This is a genomic window from Aquimarina sp. Aq107 (assembly GCF_943733665.1).
Taxonomy (GTDB): domain Bacteria; phylum Bacteroidota; class Bacteroidia; order Flavobacteriales; family Flavobacteriaceae; genus Aquimarina.
This window is the reverse complement of the sequence record NZ_OX030782.1, coordinates 620880-637377: the sequence shown is the minus strand read 5'-3', so window position 1 is coordinate 637377 and position 16498 is coordinate 620880. Positions and strand designations below refer to the sequence as shown.

General features: G+C 31.2%; 11 protein-coding genes. 6 read left to right on the top strand and 5 right to left on the bottom strand.

The annotated features are described in order from the left end of the window. The first annotated feature begins 41 nt into the window (after nucleotides 1-41). Nucleotides 42-2336, top strand: a complete 2295-nt coding sequence (locus NMK29_RS02520) for an FdhF/YdeP family oxidoreductase (RefSeq protein WP_108803993.1) — start codon at nucleotides 42-44, stop codon at nucleotides 2334-2336. Between the two features lie 113 nt (nucleotides 2337-2449). Here the strand turns inward: NMK29_RS02520 and NMK29_RS02515 are convergent, their stop codons facing one another. Continuing rightward, complete coding sequence (locus tag NMK29_RS02515) at nucleotides 2450-3490, bottom strand: UDP-glucose--hexose-1-phosphate uridylyltransferase (RefSeq protein WP_108803992.1); 1041 nt, start codon at nucleotides 3488-3490, stop codon at nucleotides 2450-2452. 1 nt (nucleotide 3491) lies between these two features. Then, on the bottom strand, nucleotides 3492-4643 hold the full coding sequence (galK, locus tag NMK29_RS02510; protein ID WP_108803991.1) for a galactokinase: 1152 nt from the start codon (nucleotides 4641-4643) through the stop codon (nucleotides 3492-3494). A gap of 77 nt (nucleotides 4644-4720) precedes the next feature. Between galK and NMK29_RS02505 the strand changes: the two genes are divergently transcribed. After that, on the top strand, nucleotides 4721-5449 hold the full coding sequence (locus NMK29_RS02505; RefSeq protein ID WP_108803990.1) for an NUDIX domain-containing protein: 729 nt from the start codon (nucleotides 4721-4723) through the stop codon (nucleotides 5447-5449). 32 nt (nucleotides 5450-5481) lie between these two features. On the opposite strand, the gene NMK29_RS02500 is transcribed toward NMK29_RS02505, so the two are convergent. Then, the gene (locus NMK29_RS02500; RefSeq protein WP_108803989.1) at nucleotides 5482-6186 is read right to left on the bottom strand and encodes a LytTR family DNA-binding domain-containing protein; all 705 of its coding nucleotides are present in this window, start codon (nucleotides 6184-6186) and stop codon (nucleotides 5482-5484) included. Then, on the bottom strand, nucleotides 6183-6980 hold the full coding sequence (locus NMK29_RS02495; protein ID WP_108803988.1) for a sensor histidine kinase: 798 nt from the start codon (nucleotides 6978-6980) through the stop codon (nucleotides 6183-6185). The genes NMK29_RS02500 and NMK29_RS02495 overlap by 4 nt, the downstream gene beginning before the upstream one ends. A 201-nt stretch (nucleotides 6981-7181) precedes the next feature. Between NMK29_RS02495 and NMK29_RS02490 the strand changes: the two genes are divergently transcribed. Beyond that, nucleotides 7182-8093, top strand: a complete 912-nt coding sequence (locus tag NMK29_RS02490) for a M28 family metallopeptidase (RefSeq protein WP_108803987.1) — start codon at nucleotides 7182-7184, stop codon at nucleotides 8091-8093. A gap of 570 nt (nucleotides 8094-8663) precedes the next feature. On the opposite strand, the gene NMK29_RS02485 is transcribed toward NMK29_RS02490, so the two are convergent. Further along, nucleotides 8664-12077: a T9SS type A sorting domain-containing protein gene (locus NMK29_RS02485; RefSeq protein WP_108803985.1), complete on the bottom strand. Its 3414-nt coding sequence runs from the start codon at nucleotides 12075-12077 to the stop codon at nucleotides 8664-8666. A 298-nt stretch (nucleotides 12078-12375) separates the two neighbouring features. Between NMK29_RS02485 and NMK29_RS02480 the strand changes: the two genes are divergently transcribed. The 3 genes from NMK29_RS02480 to NMK29_RS02470 all read left to right on the top strand — a co-directional run bounded on the left by NMK29_RS02480 (nucleotide 12376) and on the right by NMK29_RS02470 (nucleotide 16462). After that, entirely contained in the window at nucleotides 12376-12885 is a 510-nt protein-coding gene (locus NMK29_RS02480; RefSeq protein ID WP_108803984.1) for an RNA polymerase sigma factor, read from the top strand. A gap of 70 nt (nucleotides 12886-12955) precedes the next feature. Then, nucleotides 12956-13867 (top strand): FecR family protein, encoded by a 912-nt coding sequence (locus NMK29_RS02475; RefSeq protein ID WP_108803983.1) that lies wholly within the window; start codon nucleotides 12956-12958, stop codon nucleotides 13865-13867. Continuing rightward, nucleotides 13868-16462: a TonB-dependent receptor domain-containing protein gene (locus NMK29_RS02470; RefSeq protein ID WP_108803982.1), complete on the top strand. Its 2595-nt coding sequence runs from the start codon at nucleotides 13868-13870 to the stop codon at nucleotides 16460-16462. Nucleotides 16463-16498: the final 36 nt, after the last annotated feature.

The following is a 16498-nucleotide window of genomic DNA, read 5'->3' as shown; positions in this document are numbered from 1 at the left end:
TAATTGTATATTAAATTTTATTAATTTCTTCTTTAATCTAGATGAGTCATTCTAAAAGAAACATTTCCGTAACTGGATCAACAGCGTTTTCTAAGTTAACATTAAAGGAACCTTCGACATATGCTGCAGGTACCAAAGCGGTTACAGTAGCCCTCAAGCACGCTTTTAAAGAAATGGGGGTAGTGAAATCTTTAACAGGACTCGCTCAAATGAATCAAAAAGAAGGTTTTGATTGTCCAGGTTGTGCTTGGCCGGATCCAGAAAAACCTTCTAAAGTGGGCGAATATTGTGAAAATGGCGCAAAAGCATTAGCCGAAGAAGCTACCAATAAAAAGGTTGATGCCGATTTTTTTTCAAAGTATTCTGTAGAAGAAGTTTCGCAATGGACAGATTATGAAATCGGAAAGAGTGGACGCATTACAGAACCAATGGTTTTATACCCCGATAGCATCTATTATCAACCTATCAGTTGGGACAAAGCATTTAACTTAATTGCAGAGCAATTACACAAGTTAAACAATCCAAATGAAGCAATATTTTATACTTCTGGCAGATCCAGTAACGAAGCTGCCTTTTTGTACGGGCTTTTTATAAGAGCTTTTGGTACTAATAATATGCCTGACTGTTCTAATATGTGTCACGAATCAAGTGGAGTAGCACTAAAAGAAACTTTAGGAATTGGTAAGGGTTCCGTTACTTTAGATGATTTTGAAAAAGCTGAAATAATTATGGTACTTGGGCAAAATCCAGGTACTAATCATCCTCGCATGCTATCAGCATTACAAAAATGCAAAGAGCAAGGTGGTAAAATCATAAGTATAAACCCACTTGAAGAGGCAGGACTTATCCGGTTTAAAAATCCTCAGGAAATAAAAGGTATTATAGCTGGTGGTGAAGCACTAACCGATATCCACTTACAGGTAAAAATAAATCAAGATGTAGCACTGCTAAAAGCTATTATAATAAAACTTGCCGCGTTAGATCAGGAAACTAATGATATATTCGATCATGATTTTATTCAAACTTACACACAAGGTTATCAATCATTTTTAGAACATCTACAGAGTTTCGATGAAAACGAGCTCATTAAACAATCTGGAGTTTCAGTTTCATTAATAGATAAGGTGGTAAACTTATTAGCAAATAAACAAAAAATCATTATTTGTTGGGCAATGGGGCTTACTCAACATAAGAATGGAGTTGAAAACATCAAGGAATGCGTAAACTTATTATTATTAAAAGGAAGTCTTGGAAAACCAGGAGCAGGAACATGCCCTGTTAGAGGTCATAGCAATGTGCAAGGAGATCGATCTGTTGGAATCGTGCATCATGCATCAAAAGCATTTAATGATGCGGTCGAAAAAGTTTTTGGGTTTACACCACCTACTAAAGAAGGATTAGATACTGTACACTCAATAAAAGCTATGCATGAAGGGAAAGCTAAAGTCTTTTTTGCTTTAGGAGGAAATTTTGTCTCCGCAGTATCTGATACGCAATATACAGCAGATGCGTTACAAAATTGTGAATTAACTGTACAGGTAAGTACCAAACTAAACCGTACACATACAACCGCAGGTAAAACATCATTGATTCTACCAACCTTAGGAAGATCTGAATTTGATCAAAAAGACGGAAAACCTAGGTTTTTTACTGTAGAGAACAGTATGGGTAAAGTACATAGATCAAAAGGGATGCTACAACCACCTTCTGAAAACCTGAAAAGTGAACCTGAAATTGTTGGAAGCATTGCACATGCATATTTTAAAGAAAATCATCCAGTAGATTGGCTAAATTTAAGTACTGATTACACTTCTATTAGAACAAAGTTAGAAGAAGTTATTAGTGATTTTAAAGGATTAGAAGAAAAATCCAAAGGGTCAGGTTTTTACTTACCAAACAATGTGCGCAAATTAGATTTTAGTAAATTACCTAATGGAAAAGCACAATTTAGTAACTGCTCCTTACCTACTCATCAGCTACAGCAAGATGAATTTCTGATGATGACCATACGTTCTCACGATCAATTTAACACTACCATTTACGGAATGAATGACCGATATCGTGGTATTTTTAATGAAAGAAGAGTGGTATTAATGAACTCGGATGATATAAAAGAATTTGGTTTTATTCCATTAGAAATTGTCGATCTAACAAGTACATATGATACTATAACTCGAAAAGCCGAAAATTTCAAAATAATACCTTATAACATCCCAAAAGGAAATATCGCTACTTACTTTCCGGAAACAAACATCTTGGTACCGCATAACCATTATGCAGATAAAAGCAATACTCCAATTAGTAAATCTGTTGTAGTAAAAATAGTAAAGAAATAACCGTCATATGTTTTATAAAAACAACACTCCTAACAAACACTTTTTCTTTTTAAATAGAAATCAGAAATAGTCAAAATTATATTCTTTACGTAAATTACATCAAGTATCTAACGTTACCTATTACTGAAGTGTGCAGAAGGCAAAGACCTTAGCGTTTCTGCTGCTTGTTCTGCCGTTATATCACGTTGCGGATCTGCAAACATCTCATATCCCACCATAAATTTCTTTACAGTTGCTGACCGCAATAAAGGTGGATAAAATGACATATGAAAATGCCATTCTGGATGGCTATTTTGATCAGTAGGAGATTGATGAATGCCCGCAGAATACGGAAAACTAACGTTAAATAAATTATCGTACCTAATCGTTAAATCTTTAATAATACTCGCAAAAGAGACAATCTCTTCTTCTGTTAATTGATTTAAATTCTGTATATGTCTTTTTGGCAATACTAAAGTTTCATATGGCCACACTGCCCAATAAGGAACTAAAGAAACGAAATCCTCATTTTCGGAGATTATTCTTTCTTTCATCTCTAGTTCTTGTTCTAGATAAGATAGCAACAAACTTTTTTGATGTTTATCCCAATATTCATTCTGCTGTTTTGTCTTTTTAGAAGATTCCAGCGGGATGGATTCTTGAGCCCATATTTGACCATGTGGATGGGGATTACTACATCCCATAACATCTCCTTTATTTTCGAATATCTGTATATGATTAATATAGGGCAGTTCTCCTAGTTCTTTATATTCCTTTTTCCATAGTTTAATTACTTTTTGTATGTTTTCTTCTTTCATCAAAGGCAATGTCAATGAATGATCAGGTGAAAAACAAACCACTTTACAGATTCCTCGCTCAGAACTACCTTGCAAAAGACCGTTATCATAATTTTGTTCTGGAGTATCCGATAATAATGCAGAAAAATCATTTACAAAAGAAAAAGGATCTTTGTAATCTGGATTCTTATCACCACTCATTCTTGTATTTGTTGGGCATAAATAGCAAGTCTTATCATAAGAAGCCGTTTTACTTACAATTACAGCTTCTTGCTTTCCTTGCCATGGTCTTTTGGTCCTATGTGGAGACACTAATACCCAATCTCCTGTCAATATATTATACCTTCTGTGTGGATTATTATTTATAACCTCTTTCATTTCATCTATTTTCTTGAATAGTAAGCAGCTGATGATTTGTTCCTTTACTAGGTGCTACCTGAAAAGCATCTAATTTTATATTAAACTCATCTTCGTAAGCCTGACTTATCTCTTTTATATAAGTTTCTACAAAATCTTTCTGTATAATATTAATGGTACATCCACCAAAACCTCCACCCATCATCCTAGAACCTAAAACAAAGTCTTTCTCTTTAGAAAAATCAACCAAAAAATCCAACTCATTACAGCTAATCTCATACTGATATCTTAACCCTTTATGACATTGATATAGTAACTCTCCAAAACTTTTAAGATTGTTATTTTTTAAATATTCTGCTGCCTTTTGTACGCGCTCATTTTCTTGAATGATATACAAACATCTTTGATATACAATAGGTAACATAAATTCCTTTACTTCTTCCAACATACTTAGTGTCACTCCTCTTAAAGAAGAAACTGAGTTGTATTTTTCTCTAATGACCTCAACTCCTTCTTCACATTCTTCACTTCGCTTATTATAGTGACTGGTAGAAAGGTTATGCTCTACATTAGTATTGATAATTAAAACTCTATAATCGGTTAACTGCATAGGAATCAACTGATATTCTAATGAGAGACAATCTAAAAACAACACCATATTCTCTTCGCCAAAAACAGAGGCATATTGATCCATAATTCCACATTTAGTTCCTACATATTCCTGTTCTGCATCTCTGCTTAATTGAGCTATTTCTAATTTAGATAATCTAAGATCAAACAATTGATTAATTCCATAGGCTAATCCACATTCTAAAGCCGCAGAAGAACTTAATCCAGATCCTATAGGTAATTCACTACTTATAATACAATCAAATCCTCTAACACGATCTGATCGATCTAATAATTGTTGTAATACTCCTAGAATATAATTCTCCCAACCTTCTGTACTAGGTTTGATTTTAGCAAGATCAACAACAAGAAATTTATTATAATTTTTACTTTGAACATTGCAAATATTGGTTGTTCCGTTCTTTTTAAATTCAAATTTTATTTTTTTATCAATTGCTGCAGGAAGTACAAATCCATTATTATAATCAGTATGTCCGCCAATGAAGTTTATACGTCCCGGAGAATCAACTATGATCTCAGGATTAAAATTGTTTTCTTTGTTCATGATAGCGATATCAAATTTAAGTAACAAATATAATAAATGTAAAAAATACATTTATTATGTTTATCAATAATATTTTTATGGATTTTGCTAAAAATCAACAGAATCGATGGTATGAGAACAAAGAGAAAATATTTGTTGCTATCGATTGTATTATTTTTGGTTTTGACAATGGAATCTTAAAACTTCTAGTTTTTAAGAGAGAAATTGAGCCTTTGAGAGGTTCTTGGTCATTAATTGGTAGTTTTGTTAGATCTGATGAAAACTCGGATCAAGCAACTAATAGAATTTTAAAAGACATTACAGGCCTAGAACAAATTTTTACTGAAGAACTGAAAACATACTCAGACATACATCGAGATCCTGGAGCTAGATGTATTTGTATAGCACAATATGCTTTGATCCGAATAGATCAAGACAATAAGGATCTAGTTGAGAAACACGGAGCATTTTGGTTCCCATTAAATGAATTACCTAATCTTATATTGGATCACAATACTATGGTTGCCGATGCACTAGAAAGATTAAGGAATAAAGCTAAATTTTTCCCGTTAGGATTCGAACTACTGCCTAATAACTTTACTTTGCCTCAAATACAATTATTATACGAAGAAATTTTTCAAAAAAAATTTGATGCACGTAACTTCAGAAAAAAGATATTATCATTAGATTTATTAAAAAACACAGAGAAAAAAGATAAATCTTCATCTAAAAAAGGTGCATTTTTATATCAGTTCGATCCTGAAAAATATGAACAGCTTAAATCAAATGGTTTTGATGCGCCAATACTAAAAAACAGTACTCAATAAGCCTTATAAAACTCAATTCGCCTCTAAAATAATTATAATTGATTACCTCCAGAAGTAAACAATCTACTTATAGTACTCTTATAAGTTTGACCAATTGGAACGTTATGATCGTTTATTATGATTTTATTCCCTTCTATAGCGTTTACCTTATTTTTAGATACAATAAAGGAATTATGAACTCTCAGAAATCTAACTGGTAACTCTTTCTCGAAAGTTGAAATTTTACGTAATGTAAGAACCATTTCATCTATTAAATAAACTTTACTATAATTCCCAGAAGCTTCAATGAAAAGAATATCATCTAAAGATATTTGATATTGTTTCTTACCTGATTTAATAAATATATATTGATTCTTTTCAGGACCTTTTATGTATATCTCATTCTTTTTAAAAAGAATTACTTTATTAACAGCCTTTAGAAATCGCTCAAAAGAAAATGGTTTTAATAAATAATCAGTAATATCAAATTCGTATCCTTCTAAAGCAAATTCTTTATGCGCAGAAGTAACAATTATTTTAGGTGCATTAGAAAGAGTTTTCAAAAATTCGAATCCGCTTAACTCAGGCATATTTATATCTAAAAACAAAAGATCTACACTATTTTCTTGCAGCATAGTAATAGCTTCAAAAGCATCATAAGCGTTCCCTACTTTTTTTAGTTGATTTAATTTTTGCGAAAAACCTTCTATTATGCGATGCGCAATTGGCTCATCATCTAAAATGATATATCTAATCATATTTTAATTTTAAGTATTGCCTCGTATACAGTATCGCTAGATCTCATTACTAATTCATGTCTTTTAGGATACAGTAACTGTAATCTTCTTCTTAAATTCTTCAAACCAATACCCGTTACTTTTTCAGTTCTGGACTTAAAATTATTTTCTATTCCAAAACACACATCACTTCCCATAACAGTAAGATTTATACTAATGTATGCACTATCGACCATACTTTCGGCTCCATGCTTTATGGCATTCTCTAATAAAATGATAAACATTAAAGGGGCTATTTTTACTTGATCATCATCAATTTTCTGTTCAAAAAAAATATCAACTTGCTTCTTGTATCGTAATTTATGAATTTCTAAATACTGCTCTAGATATTCAATTTCCTTTTTTAACGTTACGTATTTATGTTCTCCTTCATAAATAGTATATCGCATGATTTCAGAAAGTTTTAATATTACTTCTGGAGCTTGATCAGATTTTTCTATAGCTAAACCGTATAAATTGTTTAATGTATTAAAGAAAAAATGAGGGTCTATCTTACTCTTCAAGAGCATAAGTTCTGCTTCATTTTTATCATTCTTTAACGCCTGGTATTCTTTCCAAAGATTAAAGACCCAGCGCACTACAAAAAACGCAATAGAAAGAAAAAACACAAGCTGAAATACACGAAAATAATAGTCATGAATCTCCAGTCGAGACATTTCTCCTAATCTCTTAAATCGAACCATTCCAATCAAAGAGATAATTATCACTAAAAGAGGAATTATAATTTGGTAATATCTAAGAAAAGGTCGAAACATCTATCAAAAGTATTGTTTTTGATATTCTAAATCAACCAATTGGACAGACAAGCTAAAATCATCGTCGAATCCTTTAAAATACTGTATGAATTGATCTTTATATATATACTTTAAGAATTGACCCTCTTATTATTGGTATCTGTCATAATATTTAGAATATTAAAAATACCCCTTATACATTTGGATAAAACCAAACGCCATATGAAGCAACTACTTCTAAAAATTATACGATATAACCTTGTTCTTATACCAATTTTAAGTTTCACTCAAACCGATTCGGTGAACAACTTAGATACGATATTAATACAAAAAGAAATTATGATGAAACTTACAGGAGAAAAACCTATAAATGAAAACATATATATAACACAAAGAGCATCACCAGAAGAACGTAAATTAACTGCTAACTACTTATCTAATTATCTATCCAAAATAGGATGGAAAATCGAAAACCATCATTACAAAACCACAAACGGAAACCTGTTTCTTGATCTGTTTTTACAACCGATGAATGGGGTCAATGTATCGGCCATATTACCTGCAACAACAAAAAGTAAAGAATACATCTTATTTGGAAGTCATTATGATTCTGAACGAAATTGTCCTGGAGCTATTGATAATGCAACAGGAGTTACTCTGAGTTTAACAATTGCATATAAACTTATGCAACTTAAAACACGTAATAAAAACTTTATTGTGGTACTATTTGATCAAGAAGAAGATGGAACAGTAGGAAGCAAGGCATATGCCAAAATGTTAAAAAATAGTGGTAAAGAAATACACTCTATTCATACGATAGATATGATGGGTTGGGATGACGATAATAATCTTGGTATTGAAATAGAACTCCCATCACCTATCCTAAAAAATTTATATCAGAGGAACGCACAAAAATATAACATTCCTATTCAGGTGACTAAAATAGGATCCTCGGATCATCAATCTTTCATTGATTTAGGATTTAACACCCTTGGAATCACAGAAGAATATGCTAAACGAGACACAACACCTTATATCCATACTAATATGGATACTTATGACACCGTAAATTTTGAGTATTTAGCATCATCTACAGAATTCATTTTTCAAATTTTTAGATCCCTTGTGCAATGAAATCATCAAAAAAGTTTGTAAAATATAATATATACGAAATACTATTACTAATTAGTTTTATACTCATCCTTAACAAAGGATTAGAGTACACGATTATAGGTTTATATTACCCATTATTGCTCAGTATTATTTTCCTATTACCTTTTGGTTATATTTTTTTAAATCAGAAAAAAACTTTAAAAAAAATCATAAAGTACTGGAGCATCCTGATTATTTGCTATAGTGTCATTCGAATATTTTTGAATGCTTTAATTCTCATAGAACCAGGTGGAGGTATTCCATCAGGCGCATATTATCAATTTACCATAGGGTACGGATTAAAAAGCATATCATACCTAATTTTAGGTATTTTATTATTCATTAAGAGGAAACTAATATTTCCGATATTAAATAAAAAACCTCACAACATTTAATCTAATAATATATTTTAACTTTTATATTAAATAATGATATCGATAAAAATTTGATAACGAATCATCTTAAACAAAAAGGCTACCAGATAATAAAATCTGGTAGCCTTTGTAAAATTATAACAGCTTTAGAAATTTTATTTCTAAATCATTAATATACTTAGTTCTTAATAAGCTTCATTGTTTCTTCTACGCCATCTAAATTTACATTTAAGAAATACATTCCTTTCGCAAAACCAGATAAATTAATTTGTGTAGTATTTTCAGAAGAACTAACCGCGTTTCTAGAAGCAATTAATTTTCCAGCTAAATCTGTAACTGTATATGATACATTATTAGCATTTCTCCACTGGATATTAAACACATCGCTAGAAGGATTTGGGAAAAGACTCAACACAGGAGTATTTTCAAATTCACCAACACTTAATGTATTACCTTCAATTATTACATCATCAATAACTACTCCTTCATTATTAACTGCACCATCTGATACGAAGTTAAATCTAAAAACGAAATTATTTTCACTTGAAAAAGCAGATAAATCATAACTATATTCTTTCATAGTAGCATCTCTTCCAGTCCACTGAGCTCCAGGACAAGTAGAACAATTACTTAAATTAACCGCAGTATTACTATTGTACCAATTTGGGTCACTAGCAGTTCCTAAAATATTCCAAACAGCTCCCCCATCAGTTGAATACTCAACATTGATATAATCCCAATCTAATTCAATATCAAATGCCATATTAAATTTAAGAACAGGATTATCTCCTACAGTTGTCATATCATAACAATTAGAAACTAAATAACTGGTTGTACCATCAATATAATTACCATCCAAATTCGTTGCGTACGCATTCTGTCCAGAAGCAGCTGTATTTAAAATAGCTCCAGCAGGAACTCCTCGCTCCCATAAAACACCTCCACTAGTTAACAACTCATCTTCACTATCCTCAAAATCATTAACTCCTTGAGCGATATCAAAACTACTATTTGTATTAAAACTCACTTCAATTGAATCATTACCATCATTAGTATCGTTAGTAACCGAAGCGATAACACTTATACTATGAATTCCTAAATCTAAATTCATTTCAGGTAAGTCTATAATTGCTGTTTCGTTAGAATTAATATTACCCGTCCAAGAAGTTGTATTAGAATTACCATCTACAATATATTCTATAGCAATTGAAGAAATTGGATTTACTCCATTATTCTTAACAGTAAATGATGGAGATATTGCTCCACAATTAATTTCTGTTCCTGGAGAATTGATTGCTACTAAACGAATATCATCTTGTGCTAATTCAACTGGTATTGTTGATTGCCAAACACCTCTACCATAAGTAGCCGCCGTAATATTGGCATCGTTTACATTAATTTCTAAATCCCTAACAGGAACATTTGGTAAATTATTATCAAATGCTTCCCATACGCCAGGAGTAGTATCATCTGTTCTATATACACCAGTAGAGGTACCTACAAATAAGGGATTATCTGAATGTAAATCTTGATGTTTAATAACAAGCTTAGGAATACTTGGTAAATCTCCTGTTATATCAGTAAAATCTTCCCCTCCATTATTAGATACATACACTTTACCTGATCTCCCAGAAGTAGTAACATAAACAATATTACTATCACTACTATGTACCGTTACAGAAGTAACAGATAGAGCAAAAGTTTCAACTTCAGAAAAAGTTAGACCTCTATCTATACTTTTCCACATTGTTTCATTAATTGTAGCAAACATAATATCAGAATTTGAAGGGTCTATTTCAAATTGATCTATTCTGTTTCTAGTGTCAGAACTCCCTGTGAAATTAGGGGAAACCTGAGTAAAAGCATTACCATCTAATCTATAAATAGCATTATAAGCAGCATATAACTCACTTTCTTTATTCATTAAAAGAGGAGTTATCCAATTTCCTGTTGAACCTGATGGTTGCGCAACTCTTGCAGTTTGAGTTAATCCACCGTTAGTAGATATCCAAAGATTCTGACCATTTTGCATAAAACCATAATAATTATTATCGTTATTAGGATCGATAGCCGCATCCATTCCATCACCGCCTCCATAAACATTCCATTCTCCAGAGGTTGTTAAACCAAAACTTCCATTATCCTGCAAACCTCCAGCCATTTTCTTAGATTTTCCATTAGCTTTAGAAACTGCTATCTCATAAAACTGTCCTATTTGCATTTTTTGCGTTAGATCAGAAAAAGTCGTTCCACCATTAGTAGATTTAAAAATACCTCCGTCACTACCACAATACAATTCTCCATTAAAAAATCTTAAAAAGTGAATATCCGCATGCGTATAAGATGCTGTTCTTACCGACCAGTTATTAACCTGAGTGAAATTATCACCTCCGTCTGTTGATTTCCAAACATCCAACTCTCCTGTATAAACCTCATCAGCATCAGTATCAGAAACAGCCAACGCCATATCATACCAAGCCTGTCCTGCTCCGAAAACATTTTCAGTAGTAGCAGTTTTTGTAAATGTAGTACCACTATCAGTTGATTTATACAACCCTTGAAAAGCACTACCAGCTCCTGCACTTAATACATAAACATAATTAGGATCAGCTGGTGTTACATCAATAGCATATCTTGTATTCGTACTTGAAAGTGGCAATCCACTAGAGATAGTTAAAAAAGAATCTCCATTATCCACAGATTTAAAAACTTGTGAATCCGAAACAGCATAAATGATGTTAGAATCTCCAGGCTTTAATTTCATATCATTTAAGTCTGAATTAAAAACCCTAACAAAACTAGTCCCAGCATTAATCGACTTATAAAATCCTCTACTTGTAGAAACGAATACTTTATTTCTATCAGTTGGATCTAAATATATTTCACTAATGTTATTAGCACTAGATACTGTAAAATTTAATCCTGTTGTATTCCAAGTCTGACCTCCATCCGTTGATTTCAAGACTCCAACACTAACGGTATCGTTAGCATCATCATCACCAGTTCCGATATATATAATATCGGTATCTACAGGATCTATAGCAATCGCCGAAACCCCAATCTGTGGTAATTCATCAGACAAAGGAGTCCAAGATGCTCCTGCGTCTAAAGATCTCCATATTCCACCAGCAGGTGTTCCTGCATAATATTTATTAGAGTCAACTGGATCTACAATAACAACATTTACACGACCAATATTTGCACTTGAAAATGATCTATCAATTATATCGTCTGGCCCTAATGCCACCCAATTACTATCATCAACCATTTTACTTTGTAATGCTTTTTTTTGTAATCCAGAATCCCATATCTGTTTCGCAGTCATAAGAGTTCCATCATCATTTAAACAGTCTTTCCAAAAATCTTCCCATCTTTTAAAAGGCTTATATCCAGAACCTTTTTTGGTATAATCTTTATCCTTCCAATACTCATTAAACGCATCTACAATTTCCTGAAACTTTAGAGGTTCATCTGTCCCGGATGACTTTTTTTGCGCATTTAACTCCTTCATCCAAGGAGCCTTTGAATTAAACTGAGCACTACCCAAATAAGAGAAAGATAATGCTACAACTAAAAGAATAATTTTTTTCATTTTAACAAATTTTGTTGAGTTACTTCTATAATAAACAAGTAAAAAAGATAAAACCCTACTTTTTCTACTGTTTTTTTTACCTCGCTAACATACTCTATTTTTTTTTAAAATCACAAACTAAAAATATATTGATAATCAGTTAAATATACTGTTTCAATTGAAATATCATAATTTTCTCATTAATAGATAAAATTAAAAGTCATAAAATGTGTTTCTTAAAAGATAGAGTACTATTTTTTAGAGAGTAAACTATATTCTGTTTTGATATATCAATAAAATAAATATCTTCGAAAAATATATGGAAAAGAAATCTGTTTGTGATGAAAAAAATTTTGAATCAATCTTTGATGATTGTTCTGAGTCACTGCGGAATATTATTTATTATAAATGTGGAGATATTGATTTAGCAGAAGATATAATACAAGATGCATTTATAAAGTTATGGAAGAACTGTAAAAAAGTAGTTTTTTTCAAAGCTAAATCTTATTTATATACAGTAGCAAATAACAACTTATTAAATCATATTGCTCATAAAAAGGTGGTTCTGAGGTATGAACAAAGACCTCATTCTGATCTTAACAATCAAGATCCTCAGTTTATTATTGAAGAAAAAGAGTTTATGGTTAAGCTTAATAATGCAATAGATAGCCTGCCCGAAAAACAAAGAGAAACATTTTTATTATCACGAATCGATAAAAAATCATATAAAGAAATTGCCGAAATTACGGGAGTTTCCGTTAAAGCTATAGAAAAGCGAATACATTATGCTTTATTAAGCTTAAGACAAAAATTAGGAGATATTTTGTAATCATTTGTAGGGTAATATAGTATAAGCCTGTTAATAAATAAGGAAGCATAAACGAAGTAGAAGAAAATTAATGAAAAATCCATATTCAGACGAAACATTTTTGGCAAGATGGTTAAATAACGATCTAAATGACAAGGAGAAAGCGGAATTTGAAAAATCGGAAGATTATCAAAAATATATCACTATTCTTGATAAAATAGATAAATTACAATCTCCTAGTTATAACAAAAAGGAAATTTTTACCACTATTAAAAATGAAATACAAGAAAAACCGAAAGTAAGAACTTTTATTACTAGATGGACTTATGGTGCTGCTGCTGCCTTGTTAGCTCTTATTGGACTGTTTTTTTTCTTTGACAACACTACTACTCATGCTACGGATTACGGAGAACAAATCACCATTGAACTTTTAGATGGATCTGAAGTAGTTTTAAATTCGAAATCGGAATTAAAATTCAAAAAATCAGATTGGGAAAACCAAAGAAAAGTTACTCTGGTAGGAGAAGCTTTTTTTAAAGTTAAAAAAGGATCTAATTTTGTTGTAGAAACTGAATCCGGAGAGGTTAGAGTATTAGGGACACAATTTAATGTTAATGCACAAAAAGATTATTTTGAGGTAATATGTTCTGAAGGTAAGGTAAAAGCTATAGGGCATAATACTACTAAAGAAGTCATTCTTACCAAAGGAAAAGCCTTTAGAGTTTCGGATAACATAGTTGAAAATTGGGAAACCGAAATAACAGAGCCTAGCTGGATGTCTGGAGAAACTACGTTTACAAACACTCCCCTAAAACAAGTAATACAATCTTTAGAAAATCAGTTTAAAATTTCTTTTGACAAGAAAAGCATTAATCAAGATAAGCGTTTTACAGGTAGCTACAATCACAATGATATTGAACTAGCTTTAAAAACAATCTTTGTTCCTATGGAAATTTCATATACTTTTAACAACGAAAACCACATAGTTCTCGTTAAGGAATAAATGAAATCTTTTTTTTTATCTTTTTTTGTACTTATATATATTAACTGTTTTTCTCAAACTACGGTCAACAAAAGATATGAAAACATATCACTACAAGAGTTTTTAAAAATCTTAGAAAAATCTAATGAAATTAAATTCTCCTTTAATCCTGAAATAGTAAAAAACGAATCAATCAACATTACTGAAATAACATCTCTAGAAGAAGTTCTTAAAGAGATTGAATCTCAAACCTCTATTCTTTTTGAAAAAATCAATGACAGGTATTATGTAATAAGGAAAAAGAATCAAAAAGGAAAAATTTCAATTTGCGGGTATTTATTAGACAATTTAACAAAAGAATCGTTGTCCGAAGCTTTTATTAATAATAAAAGCCAAGCCAAATCTACAACATCAAATCATAAAGGTTATTTTCAATTATTCTTATCAAGCCCCAATGACACTATTAACATTCAGTTTTTAGGCTACAAAAACAGACAATTTACTGCCAAAGAATTAGAAAATAGTGATTGTATTAAAATACTACTATCCGAAGATGATTTCCAATTAGGCGAAGTAGTAATTACGGAGTATGTGACTTCTGGAATATCAAGACAAGGAGCTAGTAGTGCAGTAAATATAGACCCTAGTAAACTAGGTATTTTACCAAGACTAGTAGAACCCGATGTATTACAAACACTTCAGTTTCTTCCTGGAATTCAAAGCCCTACCGAAACCGCTTCTGGATTACATATTAGAGGTGGCACACCTGATCATAATTTGATTTTATGGGATGGAATAAAAATGTATAGTTCAGGTCATTTTTTTGATTTATTATCCATTTTCAATCCGTACATAACAGAAAATATTAAACTTTATAGAAGTAGTACTGAAGCTAAATATGGAAATAGAATTTCTGGAGTTGTAGATATCGAATCCAAAAATGAGGTTCCAAAAGACTTTGGCTTTGGTTTTGGTTTTAATATGACTAACGTTGATGCATATATCGAAGCTCCTATTGATGATGATTTTGGCGTGATTGTATCGGCAAGAAGAGCATTTACTGACTTTATCGAAACATCAACATTTCGCAGCTATTCTGATCGAGCTTTCCAAAGTATTCGATTTTTTGTAGACAATCAAAAATTGGATCAAGAAACTGTAGAAAATGAAAATGTATTTTATTTTACTGATCTAACCGTCAAAGCAATTCTAGACTTATCTAAAGATGACAAATTAATAATTAGTTCTATTTTTACAAACAATGACCTCAACTACACACTTAATATTAAAAACATCCAAGGATTTAGTGAACCATTTGATGAAATCCAAAAAGACAATTTAGAATTTGTAAATCAAGGAGCTAATATAAAATGGGATAAAAAATGGAACAATAGTTTTTCTCATTCGGCTAATATTTATTTTTCTAATTATGATTTTAACTATAACGGATTAAGAGAATCTAGAGCAAGTATTGATGGGTTTCTGTTCTTTGATAACAATATAGTAGAGGAGAATACAATTAGAGACTCTGGTGCCTCTATTCATACTAATTGGACAATAAATACTAAACACAGTTTTGCTTCTGGCTATGATTTTTCAACCAATGATGTAGCATATAATGCTGACTATTCTTTTGACAATTTTTCTTTTGATGAAAGTAATAGTAATATTACCCACGCCATATTTGGAGAATATAAATTTAATGCTAATGAGAAACTTAAAATAAGTGCCGGAGTTAGAGGTAATTATTTCTCTGTTCTTAATAAAACATACTGGGAACCTCGAATAAACTTAGAGGTGAACCTATCAAAAAATATCATAACAAAGTTAGCAGCTGAAAGAAAAAACCAAGTAATTAGTCAAATATCTAATTATTTACCGAATGATTTTAACCTAGATAATCAAATATGGTTATTGGCAGATTCAGAGTTTGTATCCATGCTTAGTAGTGATCAAATATCTACTGGATTTACTATTAACAAAAACGACTGGTATATTGATATCGAAGGATATCATAAATCCACAAGCGGACTTACTTCATTTGCTAATGGTTTTAATGGGGTTCTAGACTTAGAAACAGGATCAAGTAAGGTTTTTGGAATAGACGTATTAATCAAAAAAAGAATAAAAAATTATAGAACTTGGGTTGGGTATTCATATACAGATCAAGATTTCAGATTTGAAAATGTAAATGACAACCAATATTTTCGAGGTAATTTTGACATTAAACACTACTTATCTTGGATACACAGCTATCAATGGAATAATTTCGAATTTTCATTAGGATGGACTGCAAGAACAGGTCGACCTTATACTCCTGCTTTAGGTATTATAGAAACTAATGAATTCATTCTTATTGACTATGGAGAAGTTAATAGTGATCGATTAGATACTTACCATCGTCTAGATTTTTCTGCTTCTTATAAATTTAATTTATCAAAAGATGATGCTTGGCAAAGCAAAATTGGTTTGTCGTTATTTAATCTCTATGATAGAGAGAATACTTTAAATCGAACATATAGTGTTAGATTTGATAATAACACTTATTTACTGCAAGAAGTAAACACCTTTTCTGCCGGAATTACACCTAATGTATCTTTTCGAATAGATTTTTAAAACAAAAAAACCATCCCAAACAACAAGTTTGGAATG

What these genes read in the sequence shown, in the direction of transcription:
- NMK29_RS02500 (WP_108803989.1), bottom strand. Translation starts at nt 6,186, where the DNA reads ATGATTAGATATATCATTTTAGATGATGAGCCAATTGCGCATCGCATA.
- NMK29_RS02490 (WP_108803987.1), top strand. Translation starts at nt 7,182, where the DNA reads ATGAAGCAACTACTTCTAAAAATTATACGATATAACCTTGTTCTTATA.
- NMK29_RS02470 (WP_108803982.1), top strand. Translation starts at nt 13,868, where the DNA reads ATGAAATCTTTTTTTTTATCTTTTTTTGTACTTATATATATTAACTGT.
- NMK29_RS02495 (WP_108803988.1), bottom strand. Translation starts at nt 6,980, where the DNA reads ATGTTTCGACCTTTTCTTAGATATTACCAAATTATAATTCCTCTTTTA.
- NMK29_RS02505 (WP_108803990.1), top strand. Translation starts at nt 4,721, where the DNA reads ATGGATTTTGCTAAAAATCAACAGAATCGATGGTATGAGAACAAAGAG.
- NMK29_RS02520 (WP_108803993.1), top strand. Translation starts at nt 42, where the DNA reads ATGAGTCATTCTAAAAGAAACATTTCCGTAACTGGATCAACAGCGTTT.
- NMK29_RS02485 (WP_108803985.1), bottom strand. Translation starts at nt 12,077, where the DNA reads ATGAAAAAAATTATTCTTTTAGTTGTAGCATTATCTTTCTCTTATTTG.
- NMK29_RS02475 (WP_108803983.1), top strand. Translation starts at nt 12,956, where the DNA reads ATGAAAAATCCATATTCAGACGAAACATTTTTGGCAAGATGGTTAAAT.
- NMK29_RS02480 (WP_108803984.1), top strand. Translation starts at nt 12,376, where the DNA reads ATGGAAAAGAAATCTGTTTGTGATGAAAAAAATTTTGAATCAATCTTT.
- galK (WP_108803991.1), bottom strand. Translation starts at nt 4,643, where the DNA reads ATGAACAAAGAAAACAATTTTAATCCTGAGATCATAGTTGATTCTCCG.
- NMK29_RS02515 (WP_108803992.1), bottom strand. Translation starts at nt 3,490, where the DNA reads ATGAAAGAGGTTATAAATAATAATCCACACAGAAGGTATAATATATTG.